General features: G+C 47.0%; 22 protein-coding genes, 1 tRNA gene, 1 other RNA gene, 1 pseudogene and 2 riboswitches. Of the genes and pseudogenes, 4 read left to right on the plus strand and 21 right to left on the minus strand.

Annotated features, from left to right (window positions below):
• Nucleotides 1-121 precede the first annotated feature (121 nt).
• From rimI to ACXAH4_RS15795, 8 genes are all read right to left on the minus strand, one after another.
• Complete coding sequence (gene rimI / locus ACXAH4_RS15760) at nucleotides 122-574, minus strand: ribosomal protein S18-alanine N-acetyltransferase (protein ID WP_474851168.1); 453 nt, start codon at nucleotides 572-574, stop codon at nucleotides 122-124.
• A 3-nt stretch (nucleotides 575-577) separates the two neighbouring features.
• Nucleotides 578-1,081, minus strand: coding sequence for a hypothetical protein (locus tag ACXAH4_RS15765; protein ID WP_474851079.1), 504 nt, complete (start codon nucleotides 1,079-1,081; stop codon nucleotides 578-580).
• Between the two features lie 62 nt (nucleotides 1,082-1,143).
• Nucleotides 1,144-1,220, minus strand: a tRNA-Trp gene (locus ACXAH4_RS15770).
• Nucleotides 1,221-1,344: 124 nt separating this feature from the next.
• Nucleotides 1,345-2,172, minus strand: coding sequence for a phosphotransferase (locus tag ACXAH4_RS15775; RefSeq protein ID WP_474882580.1), 828 nt, complete (start codon nucleotides 2,170-2,172; stop codon nucleotides 1,345-1,347).
• Nucleotides 2,150-2,770: a nicotinamide riboside transporter PnuC gene (gene pnuC, locus ACXAH4_RS15780; protein WP_474882582.1), complete on the minus strand. Its 621-nt coding sequence runs from the start codon at nucleotides 2,768-2,770 to the stop codon at nucleotides 2,150-2,152. The genes ACXAH4_RS15775 and pnuC overlap by 23 nt, the downstream gene beginning before the upstream one ends.
• Nucleotides 2,763-3,032 carry a hypothetical protein gene (locus ACXAH4_RS15785; RefSeq protein ID WP_474882584.1) on the minus strand — a complete coding sequence of 90 codons (270 nt, stop codon included), beginning with the start codon at nucleotides 3,030-3,032 and terminating at the stop codon, nucleotides 2,763-2,765. The genes pnuC and ACXAH4_RS15785 overlap by 8 nt, the downstream gene beginning before the upstream one ends.
• Before the next feature lie 9 nt (nucleotides 3,033-3,041).
• A complete protein-coding gene (locus tag ACXAH4_RS15790) occupies nucleotides 3,042-5,096 on the minus strand; it encodes a TonB-dependent receptor (protein ID WP_474882586.1) in 2,055 nt (684 codons plus the stop codon).
• A 57-nt stretch (nucleotides 5,097-5,153) separates the two neighbouring features.
• Nucleotides 5,154-5,256: riboswitch (TPP riboswitch) on the minus strand.
• Nucleotides 5,257-5,379: 123 nt separating this feature from the next.
• Nucleotides 5,380-6,060, minus strand: a complete 681-nt coding sequence (locus ACXAH4_RS15795; RefSeq protein ID WP_474844712.1) for a hypothetical protein — start codon at nucleotides 6,058-6,060, stop codon at nucleotides 5,380-5,382.
• A gap of 45 nt (nucleotides 6,061-6,105) precedes the next feature.
• Nucleotides 6,106-6,187, minus strand: a riboswitch (cyclic di-GMP riboswitch).
• A gap of 187 nt (nucleotides 6,188-6,374) precedes the next feature.
• Here ACXAH4_RS15795 and ACXAH4_RS15800 point away from each other — a divergent pair.
• Entirely contained in the window at nucleotides 6,375-8,159 is a 1,785-nt protein-coding gene (locus tag ACXAH4_RS15800; protein ID WP_474882588.1) for a helix-turn-helix domain-containing protein, read from the plus strand.
• A 59-nt stretch (nucleotides 8,160-8,218) separates the two neighbouring features.
• Here ACXAH4_RS15800 and ACXAH4_RS15805 read toward each other — a convergent pair whose 3' ends face one another.
• On the minus strand, nucleotides 8,219-8,638 hold the full coding sequence (locus ACXAH4_RS15805; protein WP_119500645.1) for an acyl-CoA thioesterase: 420 nt from the start codon (nucleotides 8,636-8,638) through the stop codon (nucleotides 8,219-8,221).
• A gap of 60 nt (nucleotides 8,639-8,698) precedes the next feature.
• Between ACXAH4_RS15805 and ACXAH4_RS15810 the strand changes: the two genes are divergently transcribed.
• A complete protein-coding gene (locus tag ACXAH4_RS15810) occupies nucleotides 8,699-10,723 on the plus strand; it encodes a GNAT family N-acetyltransferase (RefSeq protein WP_474882589.1) in 2,025 nt (674 codons plus the stop codon).
• 91 nt (nucleotides 10,724-10,814) lie between these two features.
• On the opposite strand, the gene ACXAH4_RS15815 is transcribed toward ACXAH4_RS15810, so the two are convergent.
• Genes ACXAH4_RS15815 through ACXAH4_RS15840 form a run of 6 tightly spaced genes read right to left on the minus strand, consistent with a single transcriptional unit; the run spans nucleotide 10,815 to nucleotide 15,794 of the window.
• Nucleotides 10,815-12,113, minus strand: a complete 1,299-nt coding sequence (locus ACXAH4_RS15815; protein WP_474844709.1) for a tetratricopeptide repeat protein — start codon at nucleotides 12,111-12,113, stop codon at nucleotides 10,815-10,817.
• 2 nt (nucleotides 12,114-12,115) lie between these two features.
• Entirely contained in the window at nucleotides 12,116-12,727 is a 612-nt protein-coding gene (locus tag ACXAH4_RS15820) for an energy transducer TonB (protein WP_119500643.1), read from the minus strand.
• A gap of 1 nt (nucleotide 12,728) precedes the next feature.
• Nucleotides 12,729-13,127: an ExbD/TolR family protein gene (locus ACXAH4_RS15825; protein WP_119500642.1), complete on the minus strand. Its 399-nt coding sequence runs from the start codon at nucleotides 13,125-13,127 to the stop codon at nucleotides 12,729-12,731.
• Nucleotides 13,128-13,138: 11 nt separating this feature from the next.
• Nucleotides 13,139-13,663, minus strand: a complete 525-nt coding sequence (locus tag ACXAH4_RS15830) for a MotA/TolQ/ExbB proton channel family protein (protein ID WP_119500641.1) — start codon at nucleotides 13,661-13,663, stop codon at nucleotides 13,139-13,141.
• 1 nt (nucleotide 13,664) lies between these two features.
• On the minus strand, nucleotides 13,665-15,023 hold the full coding sequence (locus ACXAH4_RS15835) for a MotA/TolQ/ExbB proton channel family protein (RefSeq protein ID WP_474844708.1): 1,359 nt from the start codon (nucleotides 15,021-15,023) through the stop codon (nucleotides 13,665-13,667).
• A 6-nt stretch (nucleotides 15,024-15,029) separates the two neighbouring features.
• A complete protein-coding gene (locus ACXAH4_RS15840; protein ID WP_119503338.1) occupies nucleotides 15,030-15,794 on the minus strand; it encodes a DUF3450 domain-containing protein in 765 nt (254 codons plus the stop codon).
• 674 nt (nucleotides 15,795-16,468) lie between these two features.
• Here ACXAH4_RS15840 and ACXAH4_RS15845 point away from each other — a divergent pair.
• Complete coding sequence (locus ACXAH4_RS15845) at nucleotides 16,469-18,109, plus strand: tetratricopeptide repeat-containing sulfotransferase family protein (protein ID WP_474882590.1); 1,641 nt, start codon at nucleotides 16,469-16,471, stop codon at nucleotides 18,107-18,109.
• Here ACXAH4_RS15845 and ACXAH4_RS15850 read toward each other — a convergent pair.
• The 4 genes and pseudogenes from ACXAH4_RS15850 to ACXAH4_RS15865 form a co-directional block, all read right to left on the minus strand.
• Nucleotides 18,106-19,521 (minus strand): 2OG-Fe(II) oxygenase family protein, encoded by a 1,416-nt coding sequence (locus tag ACXAH4_RS15850; RefSeq protein WP_474882603.1) that lies wholly within the window; start codon nucleotides 19,519-19,521, stop codon nucleotides 18,106-18,108. The genes ACXAH4_RS15845 and ACXAH4_RS15850 overlap by 4 nt on opposite strands.
• Nucleotides 19,522-19,668: 147 nt before the next feature.
• A pseudogene (locus tag ACXAH4_RS15855) lies at nucleotides 19,669-19,839 on the minus strand (hypothetical protein); the annotation flags it as partial.
• A gap of 184 nt (nucleotides 19,840-20,023) precedes the next feature.
• Entirely contained in the window at nucleotides 20,024-22,858 is a 2,835-nt protein-coding gene (locus ACXAH4_RS15860) for a TonB-dependent receptor domain-containing protein (RefSeq protein ID WP_474844705.1), read from the minus strand.
• A gap of 423 nt (nucleotides 22,859-23,281) precedes the next feature.
• The gene (locus tag ACXAH4_RS15865) at nucleotides 23,282-24,370 is read right to left on the minus strand and encodes a tryptophan 2,3-dioxygenase family protein (RefSeq protein ID WP_474844704.1); all 1,089 of its coding nucleotides are present in this window, start codon (nucleotides 24,368-24,370) and stop codon (nucleotides 23,282-23,284) included.
• 241 nt (nucleotides 24,371-24,611) lie between these two features.
• Between ACXAH4_RS15865 and ACXAH4_RS15870 the strand changes: the two genes are divergently transcribed.
• Nucleotides 24,612-24,890 carry a late competence development ComFB family protein gene (locus tag ACXAH4_RS15870; RefSeq protein ID WP_119500635.1) on the plus strand — a complete coding sequence of 93 codons (279 nt, stop codon included), beginning with the start codon at nucleotides 24,612-24,614 and terminating at the stop codon, nucleotides 24,888-24,890.
• Nucleotides 24,891-24,904: 14 nt separating this feature from the next.
• Here ACXAH4_RS15870 and ffs read toward each other — a convergent pair.
• Together ffs and ACXAH4_RS15880 are read right to left on the minus strand one after the other, a co-directional pair.
• Nucleotides 24,905-25,001, minus strand: an RNA gene (gene ffs / locus ACXAH4_RS15875) — signal recognition particle sRNA small type.
• 95 nt (nucleotides 25,002-25,096) lie between these two features.
• The coding region (locus ACXAH4_RS15880; protein WP_474882592.1) for a Glu/Leu/Phe/Val dehydrogenase family protein at nucleotides 25,097-25,894 on the minus strand (798 nt) is incomplete at its 5' end.

Here is a 25,894-nt window from a genome sequence, read left to right on the forward strand (position 1 = left end):
AAAACACACTTTTGTTAATTATACGTGAAGAGAGGATTTTGGATGAGATTTCAGATTATTTTTCTGACCGGGAGATGGTTTACTCTGTAGGATACAACCGCCGGGTATAATCGCTGACGCCCTAAGCAAGCAACATACGCATTATCCGCGCGTCTTCTTTACCGCCATCACAAGGGTAATAATTTTTACGCACTTCAATGTCTTCAAAACCGGCTTTTTCGTACAGTGAAATGGCTTTGTGGTTTCCGGCTCTTACCTCGAGCCACAGTGACTCAGCCTGTTGTTGCCGGCACCATGCAATCACACCGTCTAATAACTGTTTTCCGGCACCCTGCCCCCGGTCAGAAACAGCAACTGCAATGTCCATTAACGTGGCTTCGCCGGCAACCAGTAATATCACTGCGTAACCGGAGAGCTTAAGCTCACTGTTCAGTGCTGCCAAACCCGCATAGGGCGGTGTAAGACAGTCCGCAAAGGTAGATAAGGACCAGGGATTATAAGTGGCCTGCTGATGAATAGCATGGGCGTCATTGATCAGGGCGTCAGAAAGTGGCTGGAGTGTGAACGACGGCATCACTTACTGACCGGCACAAATGATCTGCCACAGACGGCGCTTTTCCGCAGCGTCTGATGGCGCAGTTTTATAAGGTAATGAAAGAATATTATTTTTCAGGGACAACTCTGAACCATATTGCCAGCGAACAGACTTTGCATCGTGAAACAAAGACAACGCCTGCAAGATGTCTTGTCCGGCAGTTCCGAAGCTGCGGGGATCAATGGTTTCAACCACCGGTGATGCCGGTTTTGCTTCATTGTCCTGCACTTTTTCCGGGGCAGATGGTTTTTTATCCGGTTTATTTCCCAGCATGGAACGAAGCTGCGCAATGCGGGCCTGACCATTTGCGGCGGGTTGACCAGAAGACTGAGATGGAACGGCAGCGCCGGAAGGCGTTAGTTCAGCAGTGTGACTGTTACCGGCAGCAGATGTTGCCTGAGTCTGTGATACAGCCTGAGATTGCCATACACAGATACCCATTTCCTGAAGAACAGCAATTTGATATGGATTTAAACCGGACGTCATGAAAATGGATTTACTTTTGAGTGGAAGAAAGTAGGAACACTATAACTTACTCAGAGGAAAAGTGGCAGGGGTGGAGGGACTCGAACCCCCAACCATCGGTTTTGGAGACCGCTGTTCTACCAATTCGAACTACACCCCTAGCGCGCTGTGCATTATACGTATGCGTTAACAAAGGTAAAGCCTTTTTATGGCAAAAAAACAGCAAAACCAGTGCCTTTGCCTGGCATTCGCACAATACGCACAAAAAGCGCACAGTATGGCTGTTACTCCGGTTCACTCCCCTTCTGCCGGTTAGTGGTTTCCAGTGCTGCCTGCCAGAGGGCAGCAGTGACATTTACCACCCGGCGCTGCTGTTCACAGGCAAAGATGACCTTCTCTTCAGCGGCCCCGCTTAAAGCGGCGTAGTGTTTATACAAGCGCAAAGCGGCTTCGTCATTTAACTGATTAATCGCAGCACAGGATGCCACATCAAAATAACGATTGCCGCTGGCAGCATATTCCCAGTCAACGATAACAGGTTTAGCGCCACCGGCTCCGGTTTTCACAATGTGCGGCAAAGACAGATCGTTGTGACAAAGCACCGCCTGTTCAGCAGGCGGTTGCTGTGCATCACCGGAATCAATCACGTTTCGCAATACTTCAGCCAGGGGATGACTGCTCTCAAGATCTGCACTTTCAAAATAGCGCATCAGCCTGGACTCAAGACACAGAGGTGACGCGTCAATAGCTGTGCAGTGAATGGTGTGTAACGCAACGGCGAGCAGAATGATGCTATCTTCACTGTTTGCGTTGTTCGACGGTTCCGCATCCGAGGTCACCCAGCGTTCTGCCCACAGCGTACAGTCAGGACTCAGCCACACAGGTTCAGGCGCAATGCCCTGACGGAACAGGCTGTGCTGAAGCGTAAACTGAGCATGTTTGTTTACACCGGTAAAACTCTCACCGGCAGACCACTTAACAGCGAACTCACGCTCTCCGTCAGTGATATTGAACATGCGATTCACATCCCCGCCCTGCCGTGATTCACAGGTGGCATTACCGCTAAGCTTCAACGGCTCTGCTAACGCTTTAACGATAAGCGCGGGCGTCATGTTCCTGCATCTTCCATTGTTTCAGCCATTGTGCATAACCAAATACGGCAAATCCGACATATCCCAGAAACAGACACGCCGACAACATCAGGCCGCTTTGTGCGTAAAGATAAGCTGAAGCCAGATTGATTACTATCCAGTACAACCAGTTCTGTAAAACCTTATGGGCCACCATCACGGTAGTCACCAAACTGACCACCTGAATGCTTGCATCAAGCAGCAGATGTTCGCTGTTGAACTGCCCCTGTGCCCAGAGGGATAAGCCCCAGGCAATCAGGAGTAGTCCCGGCACCAGCATGGCATGGGTATACCATGGCCAGGAATGCACCCGGTCGTCGCCGGCAGCCTGACGATTCCACTGATAATACCCGTATCCTGCCATCACCATGTAATACAGATTCAGGATGGCCTGAAACGGCAGTGTGACCTGCCAGAAGAGCCAGGTATAAATAGCCGTGCTGATAAATGCACAAAGCCAGCACCAGCGGTTTTGCCTGGCAGCCAGCCAGACATAGGCCAGCGCCAGCACCACAGCAACCCACTCGGCCAGTGATGTCGCGGCTATCTGTTCAAAGAAATGCGGGATGAAATCAGTCATCCTGATCCTTACGTGCCTGCATCACATCGAAGTTCAGAAACTTGGCCACAAAAATGGCCTGCCCGACTTCTTCATGAGTGCGCTGCATTTCTTTCCCCAGTACCGCCATAATGTCGGCATACTCGCCGGTGACCTGTGTACTGGTAGAACAGGTCGTCACATCAAGGGTGTCGTAACTGTTCAGTCTGTCAATGAACGACTTTATGGGTGGAATGTATTCATTCACCAGAGGATACAGAGATAACTCAACCATGACCTGCATAGAAATTCCTTAAAATTGAAAACGGGCTGTGACGCCGAACTGTCTGCCGTCACCTAACTGATAATAAGGTTCAGCAAACTCATAGTAATCACGGGGATCGTTACTGAATCCACCGAAACCGCGGGTGTACCAGGTTTTATCAAACACGTTCTTCACCCACAGTGTGGTGCGCAACATGCCTTTTACCCAGGTGATATCTGTGTTGTACAACGTTGTGGCCGGTGCTGTTTCATCATGGCCATCAGAGAAGCGGTATTCGTCTTTAAAGTCCATATCCGCGCGCCATACCAGAGAATCAGTCAGCCACAACTCACTGAACAGGTTCGCTGTATATTTAGGTGCCTGAGCCTGACGCTGCTTACTGACATATTCACCGTCGGCAGTCTCGTAACCTTCAAAGGTGGCACTGAGGTAACCTGCGCTGGCCTGCACTGTCCAGGATGACGTTGCCTGCCAGGAAAGCTCCAGTTCTGCCCCTTTATTTGTGCCCACATCGGCATTCGCCGTAATATCGATAAAGGCGGCAGAACCGTCTTCACGTTCCTGAACATCAAAATCGCTGATTTGGGTATCTTCCCTTTCCATGAAGAAAACTGCTGCGCGGGCTGTCAATTCAGGAACAAACAATTTGCCTTTGTACCCTGCCTCATAGTTCCAGTTGTATTCCGCATCAAAGAAGCGGCGCTCGCGGCTAACCTGCTCATCATAGTTAATGCCGGCACCTTTGTAGCCTCTGGATACGCTGGCATACAGGTAGTCCCCTCCCATATCCCAGGTCAGTGCCAGTTTGCCGCCGGTCATGGTCGTGTCATCGTCGTACACAACCTGCGCATTATCAGCATAATCATAGGCATAATTTTCAACACGCAGCGCGGACGTCAGCAATAAAGACGGAGTCAGCTGTGTATCAAGCTGACCGTAAACCGCTGTTGTCTGCGGTTCGAAAGTACTGATAAAGTCGCCGTCAGCATAAGTATACTGACGCAGTAAATCCTGTTCACTCTGATTGATGCGGCCGCCGATAACCCAGGTCGTGGTGTCATTGAAGATTTTTTTATCTTCTGCAGAAGTAAAACGCACCTCGGCAGATTGTTGGGAAACATCCCGGTAATATGCATCAAAGGACGTATAGCCCCAGGGGTGGAAACCGGTGTAGGTCCAGTCTTCGTCGTAGCCGTAAGCGATATCATGACCGGCCATAGTCGCAATGATTTCCAGCAAACCTCCGGCAGTTTCATGATTGATATGTGCACTGACCGCTTTAGTTTCCTGCTCATCAAACCCGGGTTCATCCGACAAGGTGTGACGGTTGTTATCCAGTGAGAAAGCATCGTAACCGTTATTGATATCGTACCAGCGGAAATCCACCGCAACGGATGTTTTGTCAGTCACATCCCACAGTGTTCCCAGCCTTACTGCATTCTCATGAATCCCGTTGGTATCGTCGGCACCCAAAAAGTCATTTTCAATAAAACCGTCACTGCTGTTGTGCACAAATGCTGCACGCCAGGCCAGAGAATCAGACGCTTGTCCGCCATGGGCACCTTCAGCGCGGAAGAAAGATGTGTTTCCCACAGACAATTCAAAATGACTGTCACTCTCTTCTGAAGGGGCATTGCTGACAATCTTAACCGCACCAGCCAGGGCACCGGTTCCGAAGACTGTCGCCTGCGGTCCCCGGTAAACTTCTACCTGCTGTGTATCAAAAAGTACACCTGCTGCAGCAAGACCGGAGAAATCAAAATCGTCGACCAGGAAACTGACTGAAGGATTAATCGGTTCAGCAAACTGGCTGCGCTCACCAATCCCCCGGATCTGAATAAAACGTCCGCGGGATGCGCCGGCCGCAAAATTAACATTCGGCGCAATACTTAATACATTGTCGATATAGGTAGCCTGACGGCTGTCCAGGCGGTTGCCTGATAACACAGAAGCGCTGGCACTGAGTTGATCGAGAGTCGCTGTGCGGAAATCACCGCTGACGGTAATACGTTCGATGTCTGCTGTGTCATCAGCAAAAGCAGGCAGTGCAAGTAGTGCGAGAAGGATTGCGTTTTTTTTCATTAGGATCTCTTTAATCATCAAAAAGATCCGGCTTTACGGCAGGTATTGAGGTTTTCAGATTGCTTTTATCACCATCCCTACGCCGGTATTATCCGGATCAGGTTTAAGGGTTCCCATGGAATGGATCTCAGCCGTAAAGACGGCACCCCTTGGCCTAATGCTTATTACGGAGTCCGCAAATTAAGCGAGGGCAGTCTAACAACTTCAGTGACTTAGTCAAGTTGCCGGCAGCCCCGAAAAAGCAATAAAAAAGCCCGCGATGTGACGTGGCGGGCAATGAAGGTCAGGCGACCTTCTGATTCTGGCGTCTTGTGCGCCATCCCATAAACCCTATTCCCAGAAGGATCAGTGACATGGCGGTTGGCTCACTGACTTCTGTAATAGAGGCATTCCGGAAGCGAACCTTCATATCTCCGCAACCACTGGCTGCATCACAATCGTTAATGAATACGATGTCGGTAATAAGTCCTGACATGTAATCATCCAGAGTAATAGAGAAGGTCTCCCAGGCTGGTTCGCTGGTATAAGTAAAGTCATCCAGACCGAAATTCTGTGTGCCACCCAGAGCAAACGTGCGGCTGGCATCGTTATTCTGTTCACCGGCAGAGAAATCTGCCAGCCAGATCCCGCCAATCTCAGAGTAAGGGTTTGCATTAGTATTGTTGTTGCCCGGGGTCATACGAAATTCAAATGACAACAAAATATCTGAAGCAGAATTGTCTAAGTCCAGGCTCTGGATCCCGAAAGCATCATCCAGGTTTAGTGTGAACCAGCTGTTTTCACGCAGGTTCAGTACGCTGCCATTATTTGTCCAGGTTCCGTAGTTAGACGTGCCACTTTGTTGGTGTGCAGTCAAAGTCTGGGCAGCGAAGTCAATATCGTAGCTGCTGATAATGTTGGCGTTAGCCGTGAATGCCGCACAGAAGCCGGTTAGCAGGGCTGCAGTTTTGATGCTAAATTTCATTTATGTTCCTTGAGCAGTGTGTGCCTGAAAATAGTTAAACAACTTCACTGCAACCCGGCTGTCTTATGGCGGTATAAGACCCGTGGCTTTCCGTCCCTGCCTCACGACAGGTTTGGCGAATCTACTCTGTGGAAGTGACGTTTCCACCAATGAGTCGACGGTTGTAATGATAGGGAGAGGCCCGCAAGTAAAACAGGACACTTCTGAACGAAATCCGGTACAAATTTGTACCAACACAAAATTCACCCTTTTTCTGTCAAGGCACAGGTAATTCTTATATCCTTGACTGAAGGGATCCGGTATTAGGAGCAAACGTGCAGTATCACGGTTTTTTCTGGTCGGCAGTCATCCGCGCTTTATTGAGTCTGAGAAGGGATAACGGACTTGATAACGAATATGACACAACGATGCTCGAAAGCGTCACACAAATAGAAAATGAGAAAATGGACGATGACGGACTGGCGTCTATTCTTCACTCTCTTTGTCCTGCCAGTGAATATGAGACAATTGGCCGCTCCCTGATTGGCTATCTTGATTTCAACAAAATGAGTAATCTGGTGGTGTATCTCACGGCCAGTAAGCATATTGATGACGCACTCCATGTACTGGGGAAACACTACCACTATATTCTGGGCAACAGTGCAGCATTGACCGTAAAAACTGACGGAAATGAAACCTGTCTCCGGTTTCAGCCATCATCACATCCTGTTCTTACCGAATTCCGCTGTTATTTCCTCCTCGCTTTGTGCCGTCACCTGGCCGGCAGAAAATTCGACTTCACCACGGTCACCTTACCGCCATCAGGCGAACAACCGGTCAGCTTATTAAGGCCGGTCAGCAGCGGTGATATCAGACATGAGGGAGTCGTTGTAAGCCTGCTTTTTGATAATAAGTGGTGTACACAGGCGTCGTTTTACTATTCTCAGTCGATTAAAAAAATGCTGGCGGGAAACCTCGACACCAGCAATGATTTGCCATTAAAGCAGCAGGTTAAAGAAGCATTTCTCAAAGCCCCGAGCCCGGCAAGGATCCGTTCGGAATGGGTAGCAACGCAACTCGGTCAGACGGAGTCCGCGTTTCGTCGCCAGTTAAGGCAAGAGTCCATTTCCTTCAGCGCATTACTCAAAGAGTACATTCATGACCAGTCATGTCACCGGTTACTCAGTGGCGAAAAAACGGAAGACACCGCCGCCCGCCTTGGCTTCTCTGACCGCCGATCCTTTGAGCGCAGTTTTAAGGAACATGCCGGGATCAGTGCAGGACAGCTACGCCAGCTTGGCAACCGCCTGCGTTTTCAAAAAGGTAACGGTAATCTCATTAATGTGGTGGAGAACCTGCCTCCCCTGCCCAATTCAATTCAGTCTCTGCTGAATATGGACTGCGAAACAATGACGCTGGCAGATGTGGTCTCACTGATTGAAAAAGATCCGATTTTTCAGGCCCACGTTATGAGCAAGGCCAGCAGAGCGGTTTATGGCTCTGTACCCAAAAATCTTGAACAGGCAATCGGCCGGAATCTCGGGCTCGGCAATATCCGGAATCTTGCCGTAATTTTCGCAGCGCAGCAGTTGCTAACCTCTCAATGCCGGTTTGATAAAGTTAACCTGCTCACCGATGCGATGCTGCTGAGCCTGACTATCTTTCAGCGCCTGTTCGGTTTTAACCGCTTAAACGAGGACCAAACTGAGCAGGTCAAACAGCTTTTACTGTTTGGCACGTTATCCCTGTTTCTAATTTTTCACGACGAATGTCTGTTTTCAGACGGCGCAGTCACTCACTGGGATGAAAGCGCTTCATTTGACGTTTTCCTTAACCGTATCAATGATGAATACGGCGTTTGCCTGTATGGTGCCACATCGTTAATGTTACTGAGATGGGGTTTTAACAGTGCAGTGAATCAGCAATTGTGGAAACTGTGCAGCAACGACGAAAATGGAAATTCTGACAGCCTTACGGGCCAGATCACACTGTGTCATACCATCGCATTCAATCTGCTGAATTCACAGGAAACACCTGAATACAGTCAGGATACGCTGACTAAGGTGCAAAGTGAGATGCTGGAAGAGATCGTGACGAGGTGGCGGGTTTCAGCGGCCTGAGATCAATGATCAGTGCCGCTTACCCGCATCAGAACTTGTGAGCAGGTGGCTTTAACCGTTTATTCTGCATTCAGATTCAGGCTGCGGATTTCAGCCTCTGTTTGTGCTTTCAATATCTCCATCGTTTTACCATGGGGCGTCGGAGTACGGGAATCCGGATCGAGAGTTACAAAAACAATATCATCAGCGAGACATATGGTTTTCTTGGTCGCTTTATTTCTCACCAGACATGTTACCGTAATCGACGTACGCCCCACCGATTTAGTTTCCAGACCAAACTCAACGATATCGCCCTGTAACGCCGGGGATTCAAACGTAATTTCACCAATATGCTTAGTGACCAGACAGTTTGTTTCCAGCTGACAAATAGCGAAAATTGCTGCTTCCTCATCAATCCATTCCATCGCCCGGCCACCAAATAAAGCATTGGCGTAATTAAGATCATTGGGCATGACAAGCCGGCGGGATAAAAAGCGCATTCGAATTCCTCGTAAACAATAGATAAAATAGCGGCTGGATTATACGTGAAATGATATCAAATGGCTCAGACAACTGTGACTGACTGGCTTACAGCACCTCTGTTTTGTAATACCAGCGATTATCACCGGCAAAGACTGGTGATCCATGGCGATAAGCATCACCATGCCACCACAGCAGAAGGCATACTCTCATCACTGCCTGAAGGTATTTCTGTTTGCATTGCCGGCGAACTTAACGCCAGGCCTGTTGATACAGCAAAATCCACGATAACGAAGATCACGCCACTCAATTTATACCGGCAGTGTTTAGGCAGTGAGTATGACATTGTTATCATCGACTTCTCGGAGCAATTCAGGCCATCTGTACTGACGGCTCTGGCCGGCACAGTAAAAGTATCCGGAACACTAATACTCCTGACACCGCCATCAGATAGCTGGCACAATCATCCGTCGGTTACCCGCCCCTATTTTTTAAGCTACGGAGAAACACTGAATAGCAGTGTGTATATCGATAAGATTCTGCGCCCTTTAACAGACACTCCGGAGACGGGCGTGATCAGCCGTGACAGCGTGTACTTACCCTCCCCGCAGCCTGTGGAAGTTTCCCGCATTTCAGAGTCTGACAGACTGACAGTTGCCCAGCAGAAGGTGTTTGACGAGATCACGCAGGATGACTACAGCACTTACAAGTGTGTTTGTATTGAGGCAGCCAGAGGCAGAGGAAAGTCTTTTTTATCCGGTAAAATTATCGCCCACTTTCTGAAATTGGGGTTAAATGTAGCTGTGACAGCGTATTCGCAAGTCTCTGTCTCAGGATTACTCGCGTCCTTAGAATGCGAAAGCGGAAACAGAGCGCAGTGGATGGCTACGGACAACCCGCTGTTATCCGAAGATAACATTGATGTTCTCGTCATAGACGAAGCAGCGGCGCTGCCACTGCCGCTGCTACAGCGCTTATTATCAACACCTGCGTTTGTTATCTTAAGCTCTACCACAGACGGTTATGAAGGCAGTGGACAAGGATTCAGAACCAAGTTTCTCGAGCCGCACAATATTCCGGTGAGAAAGCTGTCAGAGCCTGTACGCTGGCGCGGTGGCGACCAACTGGAAGCTCTGGTATCGAAGCTGACATTCAGACAACCGCTGAGCCGTGAAGACCCGCGGGAACTTGTTTCACCGGAGCACCTTGTACTGCCGGCAAGAGACATGGAACCGTCAACACTCCGTCAGGTACTGGAAATGCTTACTGCTGCGCATTACCAGAGTAGTCCCGATGACATGTTAAGACTGACAGACTCTCCTCAAAACAACTTCTACCTTCTTACTGTGAAAGGCAAGATTATTGCTGCCGCAGTAGTAGAGCATGAAGGCAGTATTGCGCCGGTAGCCCTCACTGAGCATATTTCAGAAGGAAAACGTCGTGTAAAAGGCCATCTGACGGCACAGAGTCTGGCTTTGATGAGCACCGATGCTAATTTTGCATCCATGAAAATAAGGCGGATTAACCGCATTGCAGTGAGTCCTGACTGGCAGTCAAAAGGTCTCGGGTCAAAATTACTCAAGCAAATTGTTTTCACCTGCCAGACTGAAGGTGCTGATTTGATCACCTCATCGTTTGGTGCTGATGACCAGTTACTGAGATTCTGGATAACTAATGGTTTTACAATTGTAAAACGGGGCAGTAAACCAGATAAAGCATCAGGATTGATCAGTGCACTGGTCGTCAATCCGGTCTCTCAGAGGGCAGAAGAAGCCATCGATCAGCTTTTGGCACTGGAAGAAAACGATGAGCTCCCCCCGCTTCTGCGTAATCGCCATTTATTAAGGCTCCGCCAGTTCGTTGAAGGCAGCCGGAGTATCGACCATTTATATTCCTCGCTGAATTATTTAACCCAACTGGCTGATAAAGCCCATTCCGGCACTGATATCGAATTAGCTGCAATACTTCGCAGATTATCTGCAGGTGACTCTTTGAAACAGTTAGCGGACCGCACGGGCTTGCAAGGTAAGAAAGAGATGGTTAATGATCTCAGACGCCGGTGTAAACAACTTCTGTCGTCCGTGCAAGACGGAGGTCAGTTTTAAATCAGGTTGTGAGCCGGATATAAAAGATAAAATTAGAAGTACTGAAACAAAAAACCCTGCTGATGCAGGGTTTTTTAATTCTAATTAAGCATTAAATCTTAATCCCGCGGTTTTTAGCCTTATCTTTAATATAAGGTTCCCACGCCATCGCATTTCTGCGTAAAGACTTATCTTTCTTAGCAATCTGAATGTGATCGTAAGCTGCTTTGTAGTTACCGATATAGAAGTTCGCTTCCATTAATGAGAAGTGAATCTTAGCGGGATCTTCAGCACCACGTTCCAGAGCATTGTTAAGAGCTTTGATAGCACCTTTATAATCTTCAGCTACGAGTAACAAAGTACCCTGCTTACGATAATATTCAGGATCGCTATCTGCTTCTGCAGCTTTGCCGTAATAACTGGCCGCATCTTTATAGTCCTTCGCCTGGTGATAAGAGTTAGCGATGTTTGCATACATCTCCGCATCTTTCTTCAGCAGGCCGCTCTTAACATACTTAGACAGTAGTTCAGCAGACTTATGTGGATTACCCGCATTTGCATACAGGGAAGCAAGCTGTTTGATTTGACTGTCTTTCTCAAGATAACCCGCCGTGTAAGCGATATCCAGAGTTTGTACAGCTTTATCAAAACGCTCAACCATCATATAGAAGCTACCCAGTTGAACCCAGTAAGTTGGATTCTCAGGGAACATGTTAACAAGCACTTCAGCAACGCTTACCGTTTCAGGATACTTTTTGTCTTCAAAGAAAGCAGAAAGTTTCAATAGATAAGGGTTCTTGTCTGGCTTGCCAGCTTCAGAATTCAGTTTGATAGCTTTGTCAGCAGTTGCTGCAACCTGGCTAAACTTCTTCTGCTCATACAATGCTTGTGCTTTACGTGTGTAAACCTGTGCATCTTCTTTACAGGTAAAGTCCATCCACTTGTCATAGTACTTAACAGCGTCGTCGAACTTTTGTTCCTGCATGCTTAAGTCACCAAGTAACTTCAGCGTGCCTGCGTGCTCAAGGTCATTCAGTACTTTAGTTTGTACCGCTGACTGAAGGTAACCGAATGCTTCTGCACCCTTACCTTCCTGAGACGCAATCAGGTTACCCAGGAAGCGGTTTACGTATGCCTTATCGAAGTCGTCACTTGGATCCACTTCTTTAAGGATATCGATAGCTTCCTGAACACGGTCTTCATTGTAGGCTTCAAAAGCAGCCTGAACTTTCTTACCGGTACGCTCGCCAACAAGAGTAGTTTTACCCTTGACATAGCCAGGACACAGTACAGGGCCAGAAGGTTTAGCCGCTGCAGGCGCTGTTTGCGCTGCGGCCATTGGCGCTGCAATCGCAGCACCAATACCCATGACCAAAGCAACGGCGGACATTTTAAATGTACGTAGTTTCATGATCATTGCTCCAGTTTAAAGTCCAGTTGAACGAACATGCCTTCTTGCTTAACCGCTTTACCGTCAACAATTTTTGGCTTGTACTTCCACTTGCTCAGCGCGCGACGCGCTTCACGGTCGAAGATACGCTTGGGATCTGCATCGATAACACTGATGTCATCAACACCACCCTGTTCATTAATAGTGAACTGCAGTTTTACCCAACCTTCACGTCCATCACGGGCAGCATCAGGTGGGTACTTAGGATCGATACGTACGATTGGTGTAGCGTCACCATCGCGTTGCATCGCACCAACACCGCCAATATCTACACCAACACCACCGGTATCAACTGACGGAATTGCCAGACTGAAACCATCTGTGTTTGGTTCAGCAGCTTCCGGTTCAACAGGTTGAACTTTAGGTGGCTGCTGAGGTGGCGGCGGAGGCGGAGGTGGCTTACGCGTACGCGTTTGCGTCTCATCATCCGGCTCCTGCATCACGATATCAATAACTGGTGCTTCCGGTACCTCGTCTGCAGGTCTGGCAGAGTTCTCAATGAGCTTTGCCATAACAACAAACAGACCAAAGGCAACTAACGCACCTAATAATATAGAAACGATTATCCTTACCATCTTAACCCCTTGCCGCTACCGATATACGGTCAATGCCTGCGGCTTTAACCTGGTCCATAACCTTGACTACGATACCATGCTTGGCTTTGACGTCAGCCTGGATAAATACATAATCCGTTGGCTGCTCTGTAAGTAATCGCTCTAAATTAGCCCTTACGGTGTCCACAGCGACTTCACGTTTATCTAGCCATACAGTTCCATCTTCAGTTACAGCGATGAAAATGTTGGCATTCTTGTGAAGAAACGCTTGGCTCGCCTCAGGCTTGTTAACTTCAATGCCTGCTTCTTTAACGAAAACAGTAGTAACGATGAAGAAAATAAGCATGATGAACACGATGTCGAGCATCGGCGTCATATCAATTGCTGCATCTTCCTCTTCGGTTCTGACTTTTCGAGCCATAATCGTTCTCTCTAGTGATGTGGCAGGCTATCAACTAAGCCTTCTTTTGCCATCTTCGCTTTAGCTTCGAGACGAGAACTAATGAATAGTCCGGACAATGCCGCAACCATACCCGCCATTGTCGGGATTGTTGCCATTGAGATACCAGATGCCATCAAACGTGCATTACTGGTTCCCTGCGTTGCCATAGTCTCAAATACTGTAATCATACCGGTAACTGTACCCAGCAGACCGATTAGTGGACACATTGCCACTAACGTGCGAATGATTAGCATCCTGGCGTCCAGATCATCTGACGCCTGAGAAATCCATGCGTCACGGATTCTATGCGCATACCAAGAGGTAGTATCACTACGAGCATCCCATTTGGCGATAATGTCTTTCTTCACCTTTGGAAACACTGAAGTCATATACCAGTAGCGCTCAATCATAAGTACCCACATGAGAAAGAGCGCGAGGGCGACGAAATAAAGTACGTCACCACCGGTAGCGATAAAATCCCTGACAGATTCCCATAATCCAATCAGGTAAATCATATTACGCCTTCTCCGACTCTGAGTGAGCAGCGATGATACCCGCTGTTTGCTCGTCCAGGATGTGAACGATAGACTTGCTGCGTGAAGCTACAATGCTGTGAGTAAGGATCAGAGGCAGAGCCGCGATAATACCCTGAGCAGTAGTTACAAGTGCCATCGAGATACTACCTGCCATCATACGAGGGTCACCAGTACCGAACAATGTAATCGTCTGGAACGTCGCGATCATACCAAGTACTGTACCTAACAGACCCAGCAGAGGTGCGATTGCAGCGAAAATCTTGATTACGTTGATACCGCTTTCGATAGTCGGTAATTCTTTCAGAATTGCTTCGTCCAGTTTCAGTTCAAGGCTTTCTGCATCAACAGTTTTGTTTTCTTTATAAACTGTCAGGATACGACCCAGAGGGTTGCTGGTAGAAGGATTGCCAGGGTTTTTCTGTTGCGATTTAATTTTCGCACCAACTGCACCCAGCTGAATCATCTTGAATACGCCGATTAACAGACCGATAACCAACATACCTGTGATTACATAACCTACAACACCACCTGCATGGTAGCGCTCAGACATTGTCGCTTTTTGCTTCAACAGACCAAGGATTGCACCTTGAGAAGGGTCAGCATTGAAAGCTACAAGGCCAGAAGTAGCGTTAACCAGGTCTTTTGCAGACGCTACCAGGTAACCGTCAGGTTGACGACCCAGAGGCTGAACAACTTCGTTTTCTGCATCGTAAGCCAGGTAACCTTGATCACTGATCAGGTTGAATGCACCAACACGAACAACTTCCTGCTCAGAAGAACCACCTTCAAGGCTCACAACTTCAGTGTTGAAACGAACAACTTCGCCAGACTGAGTCATTTCAGTTTGAAGAGCAAACCACAGATCTTCCAGTTCACTGATGTTTGGCAGACCTTTAGATTCTTCTGACATTTCTGCCAGGAAATCGTCACGGCCAGGATACTGTGCACTTACGATAGACGTAGAAATACGTCCGAATGCTTCAGAAGAAGCCTGACGAACAACACCGAACATTTCGCCCAGTGTACCAGTTGCCTGGTCCAGCTCAGCAGCTTTGTCGTTCAACGTAGTTTCGTTGTCAGAGAATTGCTGTGCTAAACGGTCACCACGATTCTGCTCTGCAGTCAGGTCAGATTGGGCTTTTTTCAGCAATGCTTGCTTATCAGCACGTGCAGATTGGAATTCTGCTTCACGTTGCTTGTTAATGCGAGATTCAGAGACACGGTTTTGCTTAACCTGCTCCAGTAGATCCTGCAGGCTCACTGCTTCTTGTGCCTGCGCACCGGAAGCTACCACTGCTAATGTTGCAGCGGCTACAAGAGATTTGAATACTGGTTTCATTAACGCTTACTCCGCTGCTTTGATTGGTAACTTGATCAGATCAGGTGGAATAGTTCCCTGAGCCATTTTTACTGCATTAACAGTAGAGGCCAGGTATTCGTCACCTAATTTTTCCCATGAACGGGCATCGTTGTTCCATACCCAGGCATGTGTCTGGTCAAGAGACAGAGCCAGCAGTGCAGTACGACCCAAGTTGAAGAAATCAACAGTCTGTTCTGCGCCATCAGCTTCAATAGTACCCTGGTAGGAAGACATCTTCGTACCGTACTCAACTTCTACCAGATAGGCTTCAATTACCTGACGGAACTGCTCAGAAACCGTTACGTTAGAGTTAGCCATCAGGTCACGAAGACGTTGAACACGTTCGCGACGCTCTTCCAGGTGGATAGGCGTATCCAGCTCGATGAATTTTTCAAGACTATCGATCATGCGGAACATAAGAGGAACAATGCCCTGCTTAGTTGCTTCAATGCTGTCGATTTGACGTTGCAAAGAATCGATACCACGTTGCTGGTCAGCAACCAGGCTAGCGATGTAGTCATTATAGATCTTCAGGTTTTCTGTTTGATCTACAACTTGACGGTATTCAACAAGTAGTTCTTGAGACTGTTCGAACAGCGTGTTGATTTTTTCTTGAGATTTCGCTGCAGCAGCCTGAATCTTCGCGTCTTCTTTTTGAAGATCGGATAGCTCCACTGCAGAGACAGCTGCACTACCAGTTAGTGCGAAAGCACCGATCACAGTAGAAGCAATAAGAGTTCTCTTGCTCATCTTGGACATAGTTCCCAACCAAATTTCTTATTTGAATCCTCGCGCGATACATAAAATTATGTTCGAGCCAGGGGCGTAAAAACTTTATCAATGTTTTTAAGGAAGGTAGTGATTGTCGTAAAACGCCAACACTACGAACTCTAATACTCACACGGATTAATAGAATGAGTCAAGTAACACAGTCTTAACACCGCATTTTAAAATGACTGAACGATTACTGAATAACCAATTTTGCAATGGTCTTACCAGAATAAGTTATGAAAACCGGCATATTTTGCCCTCCTTTGTAGATAAAAAGGCGTAAAATTGCGATAAATGTTGTCGGATATCGCTTTTTCCTTAATGCAGCCTCCCCGATCAAAATACCCGTGTTTAAAGCGTTTCAGGATTTGACGTTAATAAAACGTTATTCAGTTATTGTAACTTTGCTCTGTTTTCGTACTTTTCTGAAGAAAGAGGCCATTTAGAGCAGTTTTTTTGCTTTAACTCCGGCATTTTTTCTCAAGTGTTACAAATAAGCTACAAGCAAACTTCGGTTATTCATGGCCAATTATCAACCACTCACCGCACATAAATAGCAGGTTTACCAATTCGGATTCCCGTGGAAAAATGTTACCCTGCTCAATGAATTTACCCGCATTCGCTGAGAGTGCGATTCAGCAAAAGAGAACCCGATGAATATAGCTGTACTTGTTTCCAGTTTCCGTCAATTGCTTGATAAGCAACAATTTGATGAAGCAAGGCGTATGGTAGATGAGGAGCACTCTCTGACAGAACGTGAAAGGGTTTCCTTTTATTTTGAACTGGCAAAAGCACAACCGGGATCCGTTTTTTCAATACGTTTCTATGAACAACAATCAGAGCGCGAAAGTGACAATCCTCTGTGGAGTGAAAAACTGGCTGAAACCTATGCTTTCAATAACGAGGTTTTTAAGGCAGTTGAAGTACTGGAAACTTTTAATCAACGCCATCCCGATAACCATAATATTTTGTTTAATATTGCCTGGTATGCAGAAGGCTGCGGGGATTACGGGAAAGCAATTCGCTTCTACAAACTGTGTCTCGAAAAACATATTGAACAACCGGAAGAAGTGCATCTTAAGCTCGCGGTTATCTATACAGACCATTACCTTGATAAACTAACAGCGCTTAAACATTACCGTGAGGCGCTATCTTTGTCCCCCGGTTACAAAGCGGGGTTGTTTGACTACGGCGGATTTTTACAGAAAACCGGAGACTATCCTGCGGCAAAACGCACGTTTGAGTCGTTGCTTTCATCTCAGGAATATAAAAAGCGTGCCCTTGCCAGATTAGTTGAATTTCCGGGCGATCATCAGTCTGCGGATATTGCCCGGCTCGCAAGTCAGGTATCTTCGCATTTTGTGTCTCCGGGCGCATTTAAAGATAACGATGACGTTGATCTTGTTTATGCAGTTGCCCGCTGGTTTGACAGCAGAAATGATTACGACACAGCCTCCCGGTTAATAGTACAGGCTAACAATGTCGACCTGGCTCTGTTTCATTCACATATTCAGTCGATAAAAGAATGTCACCGGAAACGGTTGTCCGGCATACAGGCATGGCACAAAACCTATTGCAGGATTCCGCAGAACCCTGTCTCAGAATCAGATGATGTGTCGCCTGTGTTTATTTGCGGCCCTTTCAGGAGTGGCTCAACGCTTCTTGAAAAACAACTGTCAGCTCACCCTCTTCTCTGTTCAGGTGGAGAGATTGATCATTTCTTCAAATTCGCTCCCCTAATATGCGGAGGATTTCCACCTGCTGCTGAAATAACATCTGAATCTATTGACCGGATCAGACGAACCTACCTTATGCGGCTCGATGCTTTACGAACAACCGGTGATACCATGGTGCTTGATAAACGACCGGACAATATTGAAAAAATCGGATTTATTAAAACCCTCTTTCCCCGTGCGCGGTTTATATGTACCGGCCGCAATCATAAAGACATTGCGACATCTTTATTGTTTAACCGTTTTGGCCCGGCAATGTCTTATTCATTGACGACAGAAACTGCGCTGGACTACCTCGACCGTCAACAGTCATTACTGTCTTACTGGCAAACACACTATGAAGAGGACATATTGACTGTGTCTTACGAAGACCTGGTTGCAAATCAAGCGGACACCGTTAATACCGTGCTCAAATGGCTTGGTCTTGATCCCGCTGCCCGCAACAGCGGGTCAGATGATAACGGGATTATTACCACAGCTTCTATGGAACAGGTCCGTCAGCCCCTTCATAACCGGTCCGTCGGACGCTGGAACCATTACAGCGAACTATTCGGCAACTAACCGTAAACCGGCTCTATATCAAAAATCACGGTTAACCGTGAAGCCCCCTGCTCTGCTTCCTCCACCTTAAACGGATTAGTGCCGTGCCAGAAATACGCCGGAAACAACATCAGATTGCCCGGCACCGGCGGGTACGAGGCATCAGGCGCAACATCCGGCACAATGTCTGAGACACCGAATTTTATCCAGCCCGCTTTTTGTTCCATAGCATGGCTATTTAATAATGACGATGGCACATCGACATACAGGCAACCTGAAAGCCAGCCTACCGGATGGACATGGTTGGTATGAAAGCCTTCACCCCGTAATCTTACTGACCAGCTTCCCGAACAACAAAAGCCGGAGCCTTTTCGTTTTAAAAACGGATGGTTGGGATCATTTGGCAAGTTTTTGAGATACTGCTCAACAGCTCTTTCGAGCACCTGTTTGAGATTGAAGATGAGGGGATCGGTTAACGAGAACAAATTGCCGGTTGTTTGTGAACCGCCATTAACACTCTGATCCAGAGGGTCATACTGATTGCTGTGTAACTGTTTGAGAAACCCGGTGAGTTGATGCCAGGCATCCTCTGATTGTACAAGCTGTTCGAAATCGTCTTTAACCTGTATGCACTTCACGAACTCATGCTGATTAACCAGCCAGTTGCGGTGTTGTGCTTTATTCTGCTGCCAGCAAACACTGAGATACCCCAATACTTCCTGATCGAATGGCGCAATATTGGCTGCCTTCATCAAAAACGACTCTGCAGCGGGAAAATCCCCTCTTCGCATGAGATAAAAAGACTTATCAATAAAGAGTCGCTTGTCAGGGCCGCTGCCATTGATACAAATATCCAGTAATTGTTCAGCCTCAGCATATTTTTCCAGCCGGCAAGCAACCACAGATTTCAAATATGTCAGCCTGAGTTGCGAGGGATAGCGCTGGCTCAGAGAGGCCAGATATTTACCGGCTTCACTGAATGATTTAATGGTAATGAGTATTTCTGCTTTAAGAAACGCCAGCGGTAGTACCTGCGCACTACTCTGATTAAGACGGGCAATGTGCGCATCCAGTACCTCAAAAATATTCCCGTCAGGGTCTATGGTGCGTAATGTCTCTGCCAGCATCTTGTGCAGGGCAATACTTTGAGGATGAACTTTCAATCCCTGATGCAAAACCTCTGTTGCTTTTGCGTTCTGTTGTTGATGGAGGTGACCGTGTGCGAGTTCCAGAAAGTAATGTTCTGAAGTCCCTGATTTTGCTTCTAACGCTTCAAAAGAAGGAGACGGGTGATTAGCCAGGCGATGATAGAAAGCACTGGTAATCAAAAACTGTTCATCATGTTGAAATTTAGCTGAAGCACTTCTCAGATGATTCAACAGAAGCTCTGCCATGCCTGCTTCATGCAGCAACTGGCAATACAGTAATGCCATATTCAGAGTCACATCCGAGAGATTATACTGCTGGTACTGATTGATAGCTGTGTGTATTTTTTTTAGCTTTTTCAGAACAAAAAGAAAGTTATAGATCTCATTACATTTAATGAGCGCCGGGACCCCGATTGTAAGGTAGCTTTTCTCTGCGTCAGCATACCTGTGGGTGTATAAACATATTCTGGCGCGAAACAATGTTGTATCAGTTGATGGCCCGAATGCCCGCTCGAGTTCATTTATAGCATGAAGCGCTTTGTCGTAGTGCTGCTGTTGCATCAGCAGCTGAATTTCCTTCAGACCGTGATTGAGTGTTTCCACGTAACTACCTGCTTATATTTATTATTTTATTTTCCGGATTCTTCAACCTCTCTATTTTTGTAACAGCGGGACACACAAATCAAGTACTTTAAGCAAGTCAATTGCGACCAGTAACACTTTTTTAACGATATAAAAACAAAAAAGCCCCGACTAAGTCGGGGCTTTTACAAAGTTAAATTTTATCTTAGTAGCGAACAGTTACGCTAGCGTGCAGGAAACGACCCAGTGTGTCGTAGAAACCAGCAACTGCGTTACCGTTAGAAGACAAGCTACCACCAACCAGAGGCGGCTCTTTATCCAGAACGTTGTTCACACCAATCAGTACGCCAACGTGGTCATTCACATCAAAAGTACCTTTCAGATCAAGGTAGCTTTGTGCAGAAATGCCGTCTGCAAGCAGAGTATCCGTTGCGCCGTCATAGTTAACTTCGCCGTAGTAACGCCATTTAGCCTGTAAAGACCAGAAGTCACCGGTGGTGTAGCTAACTGTCAGAGTGTGACGCCATTCAGGCTGAGCAAAACAGTCTGTGCTGATTTCACCGGAACAGTCATATGCTTCAGTAACGCCAGGAATTGTATCGTATTCCTTAGTCATGAAGTAAGTACCTACCATACGGGCAGTGATTGTACCTTCACCCACTTCCAGCTCATAGTTCGCGTCTAAGTCGATACCTTCCCAGGTACGGCCGGCAAGGTTGATGTTAGTAGCAGCAACATAACCTTCAGTACCTAACCACAGAGAACCTGAACCAGAACGAACAACGTTATCACAGAAAGTAGCGCTGCCAGTCAGGGCACACTGACGAACTGTCAGTTCAGAGCCAACTGTACCGATAACGTCTTCCATTTCGATTAACCAGTAATCAACAGAGAAGTTCAGGTTTTCGATTGGGTTTGCAACCACACCTAAACCGTAAGTATCAGCAACTTCAGGGTCAAGGTTAGGGTTACCACCAGTGTAGTTGTTGTACTGGCTTGCAGGGCTGGCAACAACGTTACCGTACTGCGCAGCTGTAACACCAGTCAGAGCACATTGTGCTTCACTGTATTCAGGCGTTGCACCGGCACATGGATCAACACCAGACCACAGACCCAGCTCCTGAGGAGTAAACAGGTTTGCAACGTTAGGTGCACGAACCGCACGGTTATAGTTAGCACGGATCATCCAGTCGTCACTAACCTGGAATTCACCGGCGATTTTGTACGTATCCGTACCGCCTGAAGTGCTGTAATCAGAGTAACGGTAACCCAAGTCTAAAGTCAGTGACTCAAGAACAGGTACACTTAATTCTGTGAACAGCTCTTTAACGCTGTAAGAACCGTAGATGCTAGGCGTAGGACCGCCCTGACCAGCCAGTGCGCCGGTTGCGAATACAGTGTCAGAAGTACGTGAGAACTCTTCTTTACGGTACTCAGCACCGAATACAGCCGCGATTGGCGCGTCAGCAGTAGGTAATGTGTAATCGAACTCACCGCTTACGTAACCGTTCACGATAGTTTCAGCAGTTTCACCATTCAGGATTGCAGTACCGGTTAAGGTGCTTGCAGCTTCTGAAGTGATGCCCTGATAAGTAAATACTTCGTAAGGGATACAGTCGCCATCACAGTCCGGAGACAGTGCTGCAGCGATGTTTTCCAGGTAGAAGTCGTTGATGTAAGCAGCAGAAGAACCGGTAGTACCGTACTGTGCAGATACATCATATTCCCACATGTCGTTGATCGCACCACGAGTACCCACAACCATACGTAAAGAGTTGTGCTCAAGGTTAGAAGAACGTGGACCACCTTCAGTGTTACGCTTACCGATGTAAGTCGCAAACTGTTGACCACTGGTAATACCCAGCTCAGATGTCAGGAAGGCACGCTGAGAATCGTTCAACAACTCACTGTCGTAGTCCAGCAGATAAGTTTCAGCGAAGAAAGTACCGGATTCGGCGATCTGCGCACGTGTTACGTCACGCATGAACATGGTTTCCATGTACGGGTTAAAGTGCTCGTTAACTTCATAGTTTACGAAAGCACCGATGCTGTAACGCTCATCCGGACGCATGAAGTGGTTGATAGGCGCATAGTTATACACGTTACCCACTGAATCAATGAAATCACTGTTAGTGTCCAGGGTGTAGTAACCGTAGTTATCCCAGTCAAACGCACCGTCAGCTACGCCACCAAGGTAGAAGTTTGGTACTTCAGCGTTACCGGAACCACCACATGCAGTACCTGCAGCGTTCAGAGCACATGAAGAGTAATCACGGGCTTCCTGACGTAATTCATTATCACGACGGTAAGTTGCATAAGCAACAGCATGGCCTTTACCACCGTCGAAGCTACCACCGATCGCCAGATCATAGTTGAAAGAAGTACCGTCAATGCCAGAGCTGCCTGAAGGGTACTCGAAATCACGCTGATCCATCAGACCTTGCATGTAAGCATTGTCGTTATCGTGCTGGTAGCCCTGAGCGCCGGCAGTGAACTCGAAACCTTCGAAGTCAGTGTCCATTACAAAGTTAACAACACCTGCTACCGCATCAGCACCGTAAGTGGTTGATGCACCACCAGTCAGTACTTCAACACGCTTAACCAGACCGGCAGGGATTTGGTTAATGTCAGCAGACTGAGAGTAAACACCGCCCGGCTGCAGGCGACGACCGTTAACCAATACCAGAGTACGGCTCGGGCCAAGGCCACGAAGGTCGACAGTTGCCGTACCTGAAGCGCCGTTAGCCTGGAAAGCTGTTTGACCAGCTTCGATTTGAGGCAGGCTGTTCAGAAGGTCTTCAACACGGGTAAAACCAGACAGTTTGATTTCAACGTCTGATGTAATTTGAACCGGGCTGGAAGATTCGATGTCTGTACGACGAATACGAGAACCAGTTACCTGGATCTTCTCAACTTTTTCACCATCTGCCGTGGCTTCCTCTTGCGCGAATGCGCCATTGCTGGTCATTGAGGCAGCAGTTACTGCGCCGAAGGCACAAGCAAGCTTTACTGACTTCGCCAGTCTTGTATTTTCAAACATGTATTGTCTCCCTGGACCACTAAATAATTAGTGTGTGTGTTATTAAATCGTTTTTTCACGACTTATTATTAAAAGGTATAACACCTCAGCGATGATAATAACCACATACTTATCAGACGGTCAACTTACTTTGCGGGGGTCAGTTCCAAAAGTTCAAATTTTTTTTGAATTTTTACATTATTAGGAAATCAATCATCTTTAAGGACAATAAAGCCGCACTTAATGAGATAAAAACACTAAAAAATACAAGTACGTAAAACACTCATCCTTATAAAAGCAAAATTTGGAAATATTCTTCATTACAGCGTTAAACATAAGTCACGATCAAGTAACATTTTGATAACTTAATACGACATATTTGATCATACTGTAAATTTATCTATACAAAAAATGAAGCAAGTGCGCAGGTAATACGAATCAATGCTATTCGCTTAAATAAAAGCCACAGTACTTACGGATATTTTCCGGCAATGGAGGGAGTGAAGCCTTAGGTAATAAGAAAGATGCCATGTTGAAAAAATCAGTAAAAATGCGATTCGACTCCGTAGTCCGCTTGAGATAATGGTGTCCGGACGAACCTCCGGTTCCTATTTTGCTGCCAATCATACGCTGAACCATCATTGCATGGCGGTATCGCCATATCGTCAGCTTCTCATCAATTTCCGTTAATGCGGTAATCACCTGGAACGGAAGATTAAATATAGGTTCCTGAGAATATTGCTTGATGAACAAGGCAGCCAGCATGCCGTCATGGCTGAGTCTGAATGTCCCTTTCTCTCTTAGTGCATTATATTTTTTATTGTCGAACAGCGCGGCGAAATTATCTCTTGTTGTTTGCCAGTCATGTAATTCCTGACGCCGTGATGCTTCATCGGGTGCTGTCGATTCGATAGTGGCTTTGTCTTGAAGTAACAGTGCTTCTGCAGTTTCCTGATAATGCTGCCAGAAGGTGAATTCATCTTTTTTGAGCAGCGGTAGCCTGCTTAGCCAGCGGTCAATCAGTTCAAACAGACTGTCCTTTGACTCCAGCGCTTCAAGCAACGCACGATCCTGATCTGTCAGACGGTTATAAAAGCTCTGTTTATCGAAGTCGATTCTGAACTCTCTCTTTAATCCAAGAGATATTTCCAGACGTTTGAACTGAATACTCTGAAAACCCGAAGCAGGCACGAGGTAATCACGGAAAGACATGAAATCTTGTGGCGTCATGGTCTCCATTACTGAGATCTGGTCATTCATCAGTTGCTGAATTTGAATAATGCGGTGCAGACGGTGAACCACTTCGATAAGTTGTTCATCTTTTACTTTGTCCTGAGAAAAGGTATCAATGACCGCATTCAATTCATGCAGCACCTGTTTAAACCACAGCTCATAAACCTGATGGACGATGATGAATAACATTTCATCGTGGGCCGCAGCACCATACTTTTCACTTTGCAGGCCCTGTGCGCCTAAAATTTTATCCAGTTGCAGATAATCGCCGTAATAAACCGGCGTGGTATTCCTTTTCATATTCCTGCCTTATTGGTAAGGAGATTTCGACTGTCGTGAACATCAAACTGATTGCCGCACCACTAAACATGCTGATGTGGCGGATAATTCTCGACATTTACACGAAACAAACTATAAACAGTAGAGGGAACTGTGCGCCAGACTCAGGGCATTATTGTGCTGGCAGAACAGGTTTACACCCTGTTAAGGTAAGCATGGCAACATGGGTAAGTTTAGTAATTACCGGTAAAAAGGAAAAATTATGAAGTTAGATGATGATATCCATAACTATTATGAGCACCTTGTTTTGCAGCGGCTTAGCGAACTGGAGCTTGATAAAACTAAATCATCAGACTATCTGGCAGATATTTGCTGCCTTGCGCTGAATCAGGTACCGCCACGGTATATCCGCTTTGAAGTTGACATGGCGTTTTATCTTCCTCAGAGTGAAAGACAACAAATGGAAATGAATGTGGAACACGCCGTGGACAAGGCGATAAAATATCTGGACCAGGCAAAATCGAAACGAACAGACGAGTGAGGAGATTGGGTGGCGGGCCCCAGCCACATCCCGGCACATGAGTCGTCTGCTGCGGCTGCTCCCTTCCGGGCCTGACCGGGTTCACAGAGTATCATTGCGAGAGGACCAGGGCCCACCATTGAACTTTGCGTGCTCCTGAAAACAGATACTATGCCGTGACGGCTGTCTTCAGGAGCGGCGCATTATGACGATTTGAAGACGAAGTTTCAAGCCTTGTGATTAAATCGTTCTTCAGCGATAACATTTGCCACAATATTGGTGGCTTTTTCATCAGAATCAGCACGTTGATAGATTTCTTTCAGCGTCAGGCCAATCTGCTCAATATGCTCACGCATAGCTTCACTGGATGACTCCATGCGCTGGTGATAAATATCAATCACACCACCGGCATTAATCACATAGTCAGGTGCATAAACAATTCCCTTCTGGCGCAGAACTTCCCCCATAGATTCTCTGGCAAGCTGATTGTTCGCAGCACCGGCAATCACCTTGGCCTTTATCTCAGGCACCGTTTCATCATTAATGGATGCGCCGAGCGCACAGGGGGCAATCACATCCACGTCCAGTCCGTATAGTTCTTCCGGCTTAACCGCCGTCGCACCTAATTCAGAGACAGCCCGTTCTATACCATCCGGAAAAATATCGGTGACGAACAATTCAGCGCCGTGGGCATGAAGATGTTGCGCCAGACGGTAACCCACGTGACCAACACCCTGAATGGCCACCCGCACCCCTTTCAGATCTGTTTTCAGCGCGTGTTCGACTGTTGCTTTCAAGCCGGTGAAGACACCATAGGCTGTTGAAGGAGCAGGATTGCCGTCAGGCTGCTCATTATTGTAATGATACTTAGCACTTACACCGGTGATGTATTCCGACTGTGTTGCCATGGTTTTCAAATCAGTCACTGCAATGCCGGAATCTTCAGCAGTGAAATACTTGCCGCCCAGAGAATCTACAAATCTTCCCATAGCCAGCATCATTTCTTCAGACTTGTGCTTACGGGG

The sequence above is a fragment of the Alteromonas sp. ABV2_168 genome, assembly GCF_056161165.1.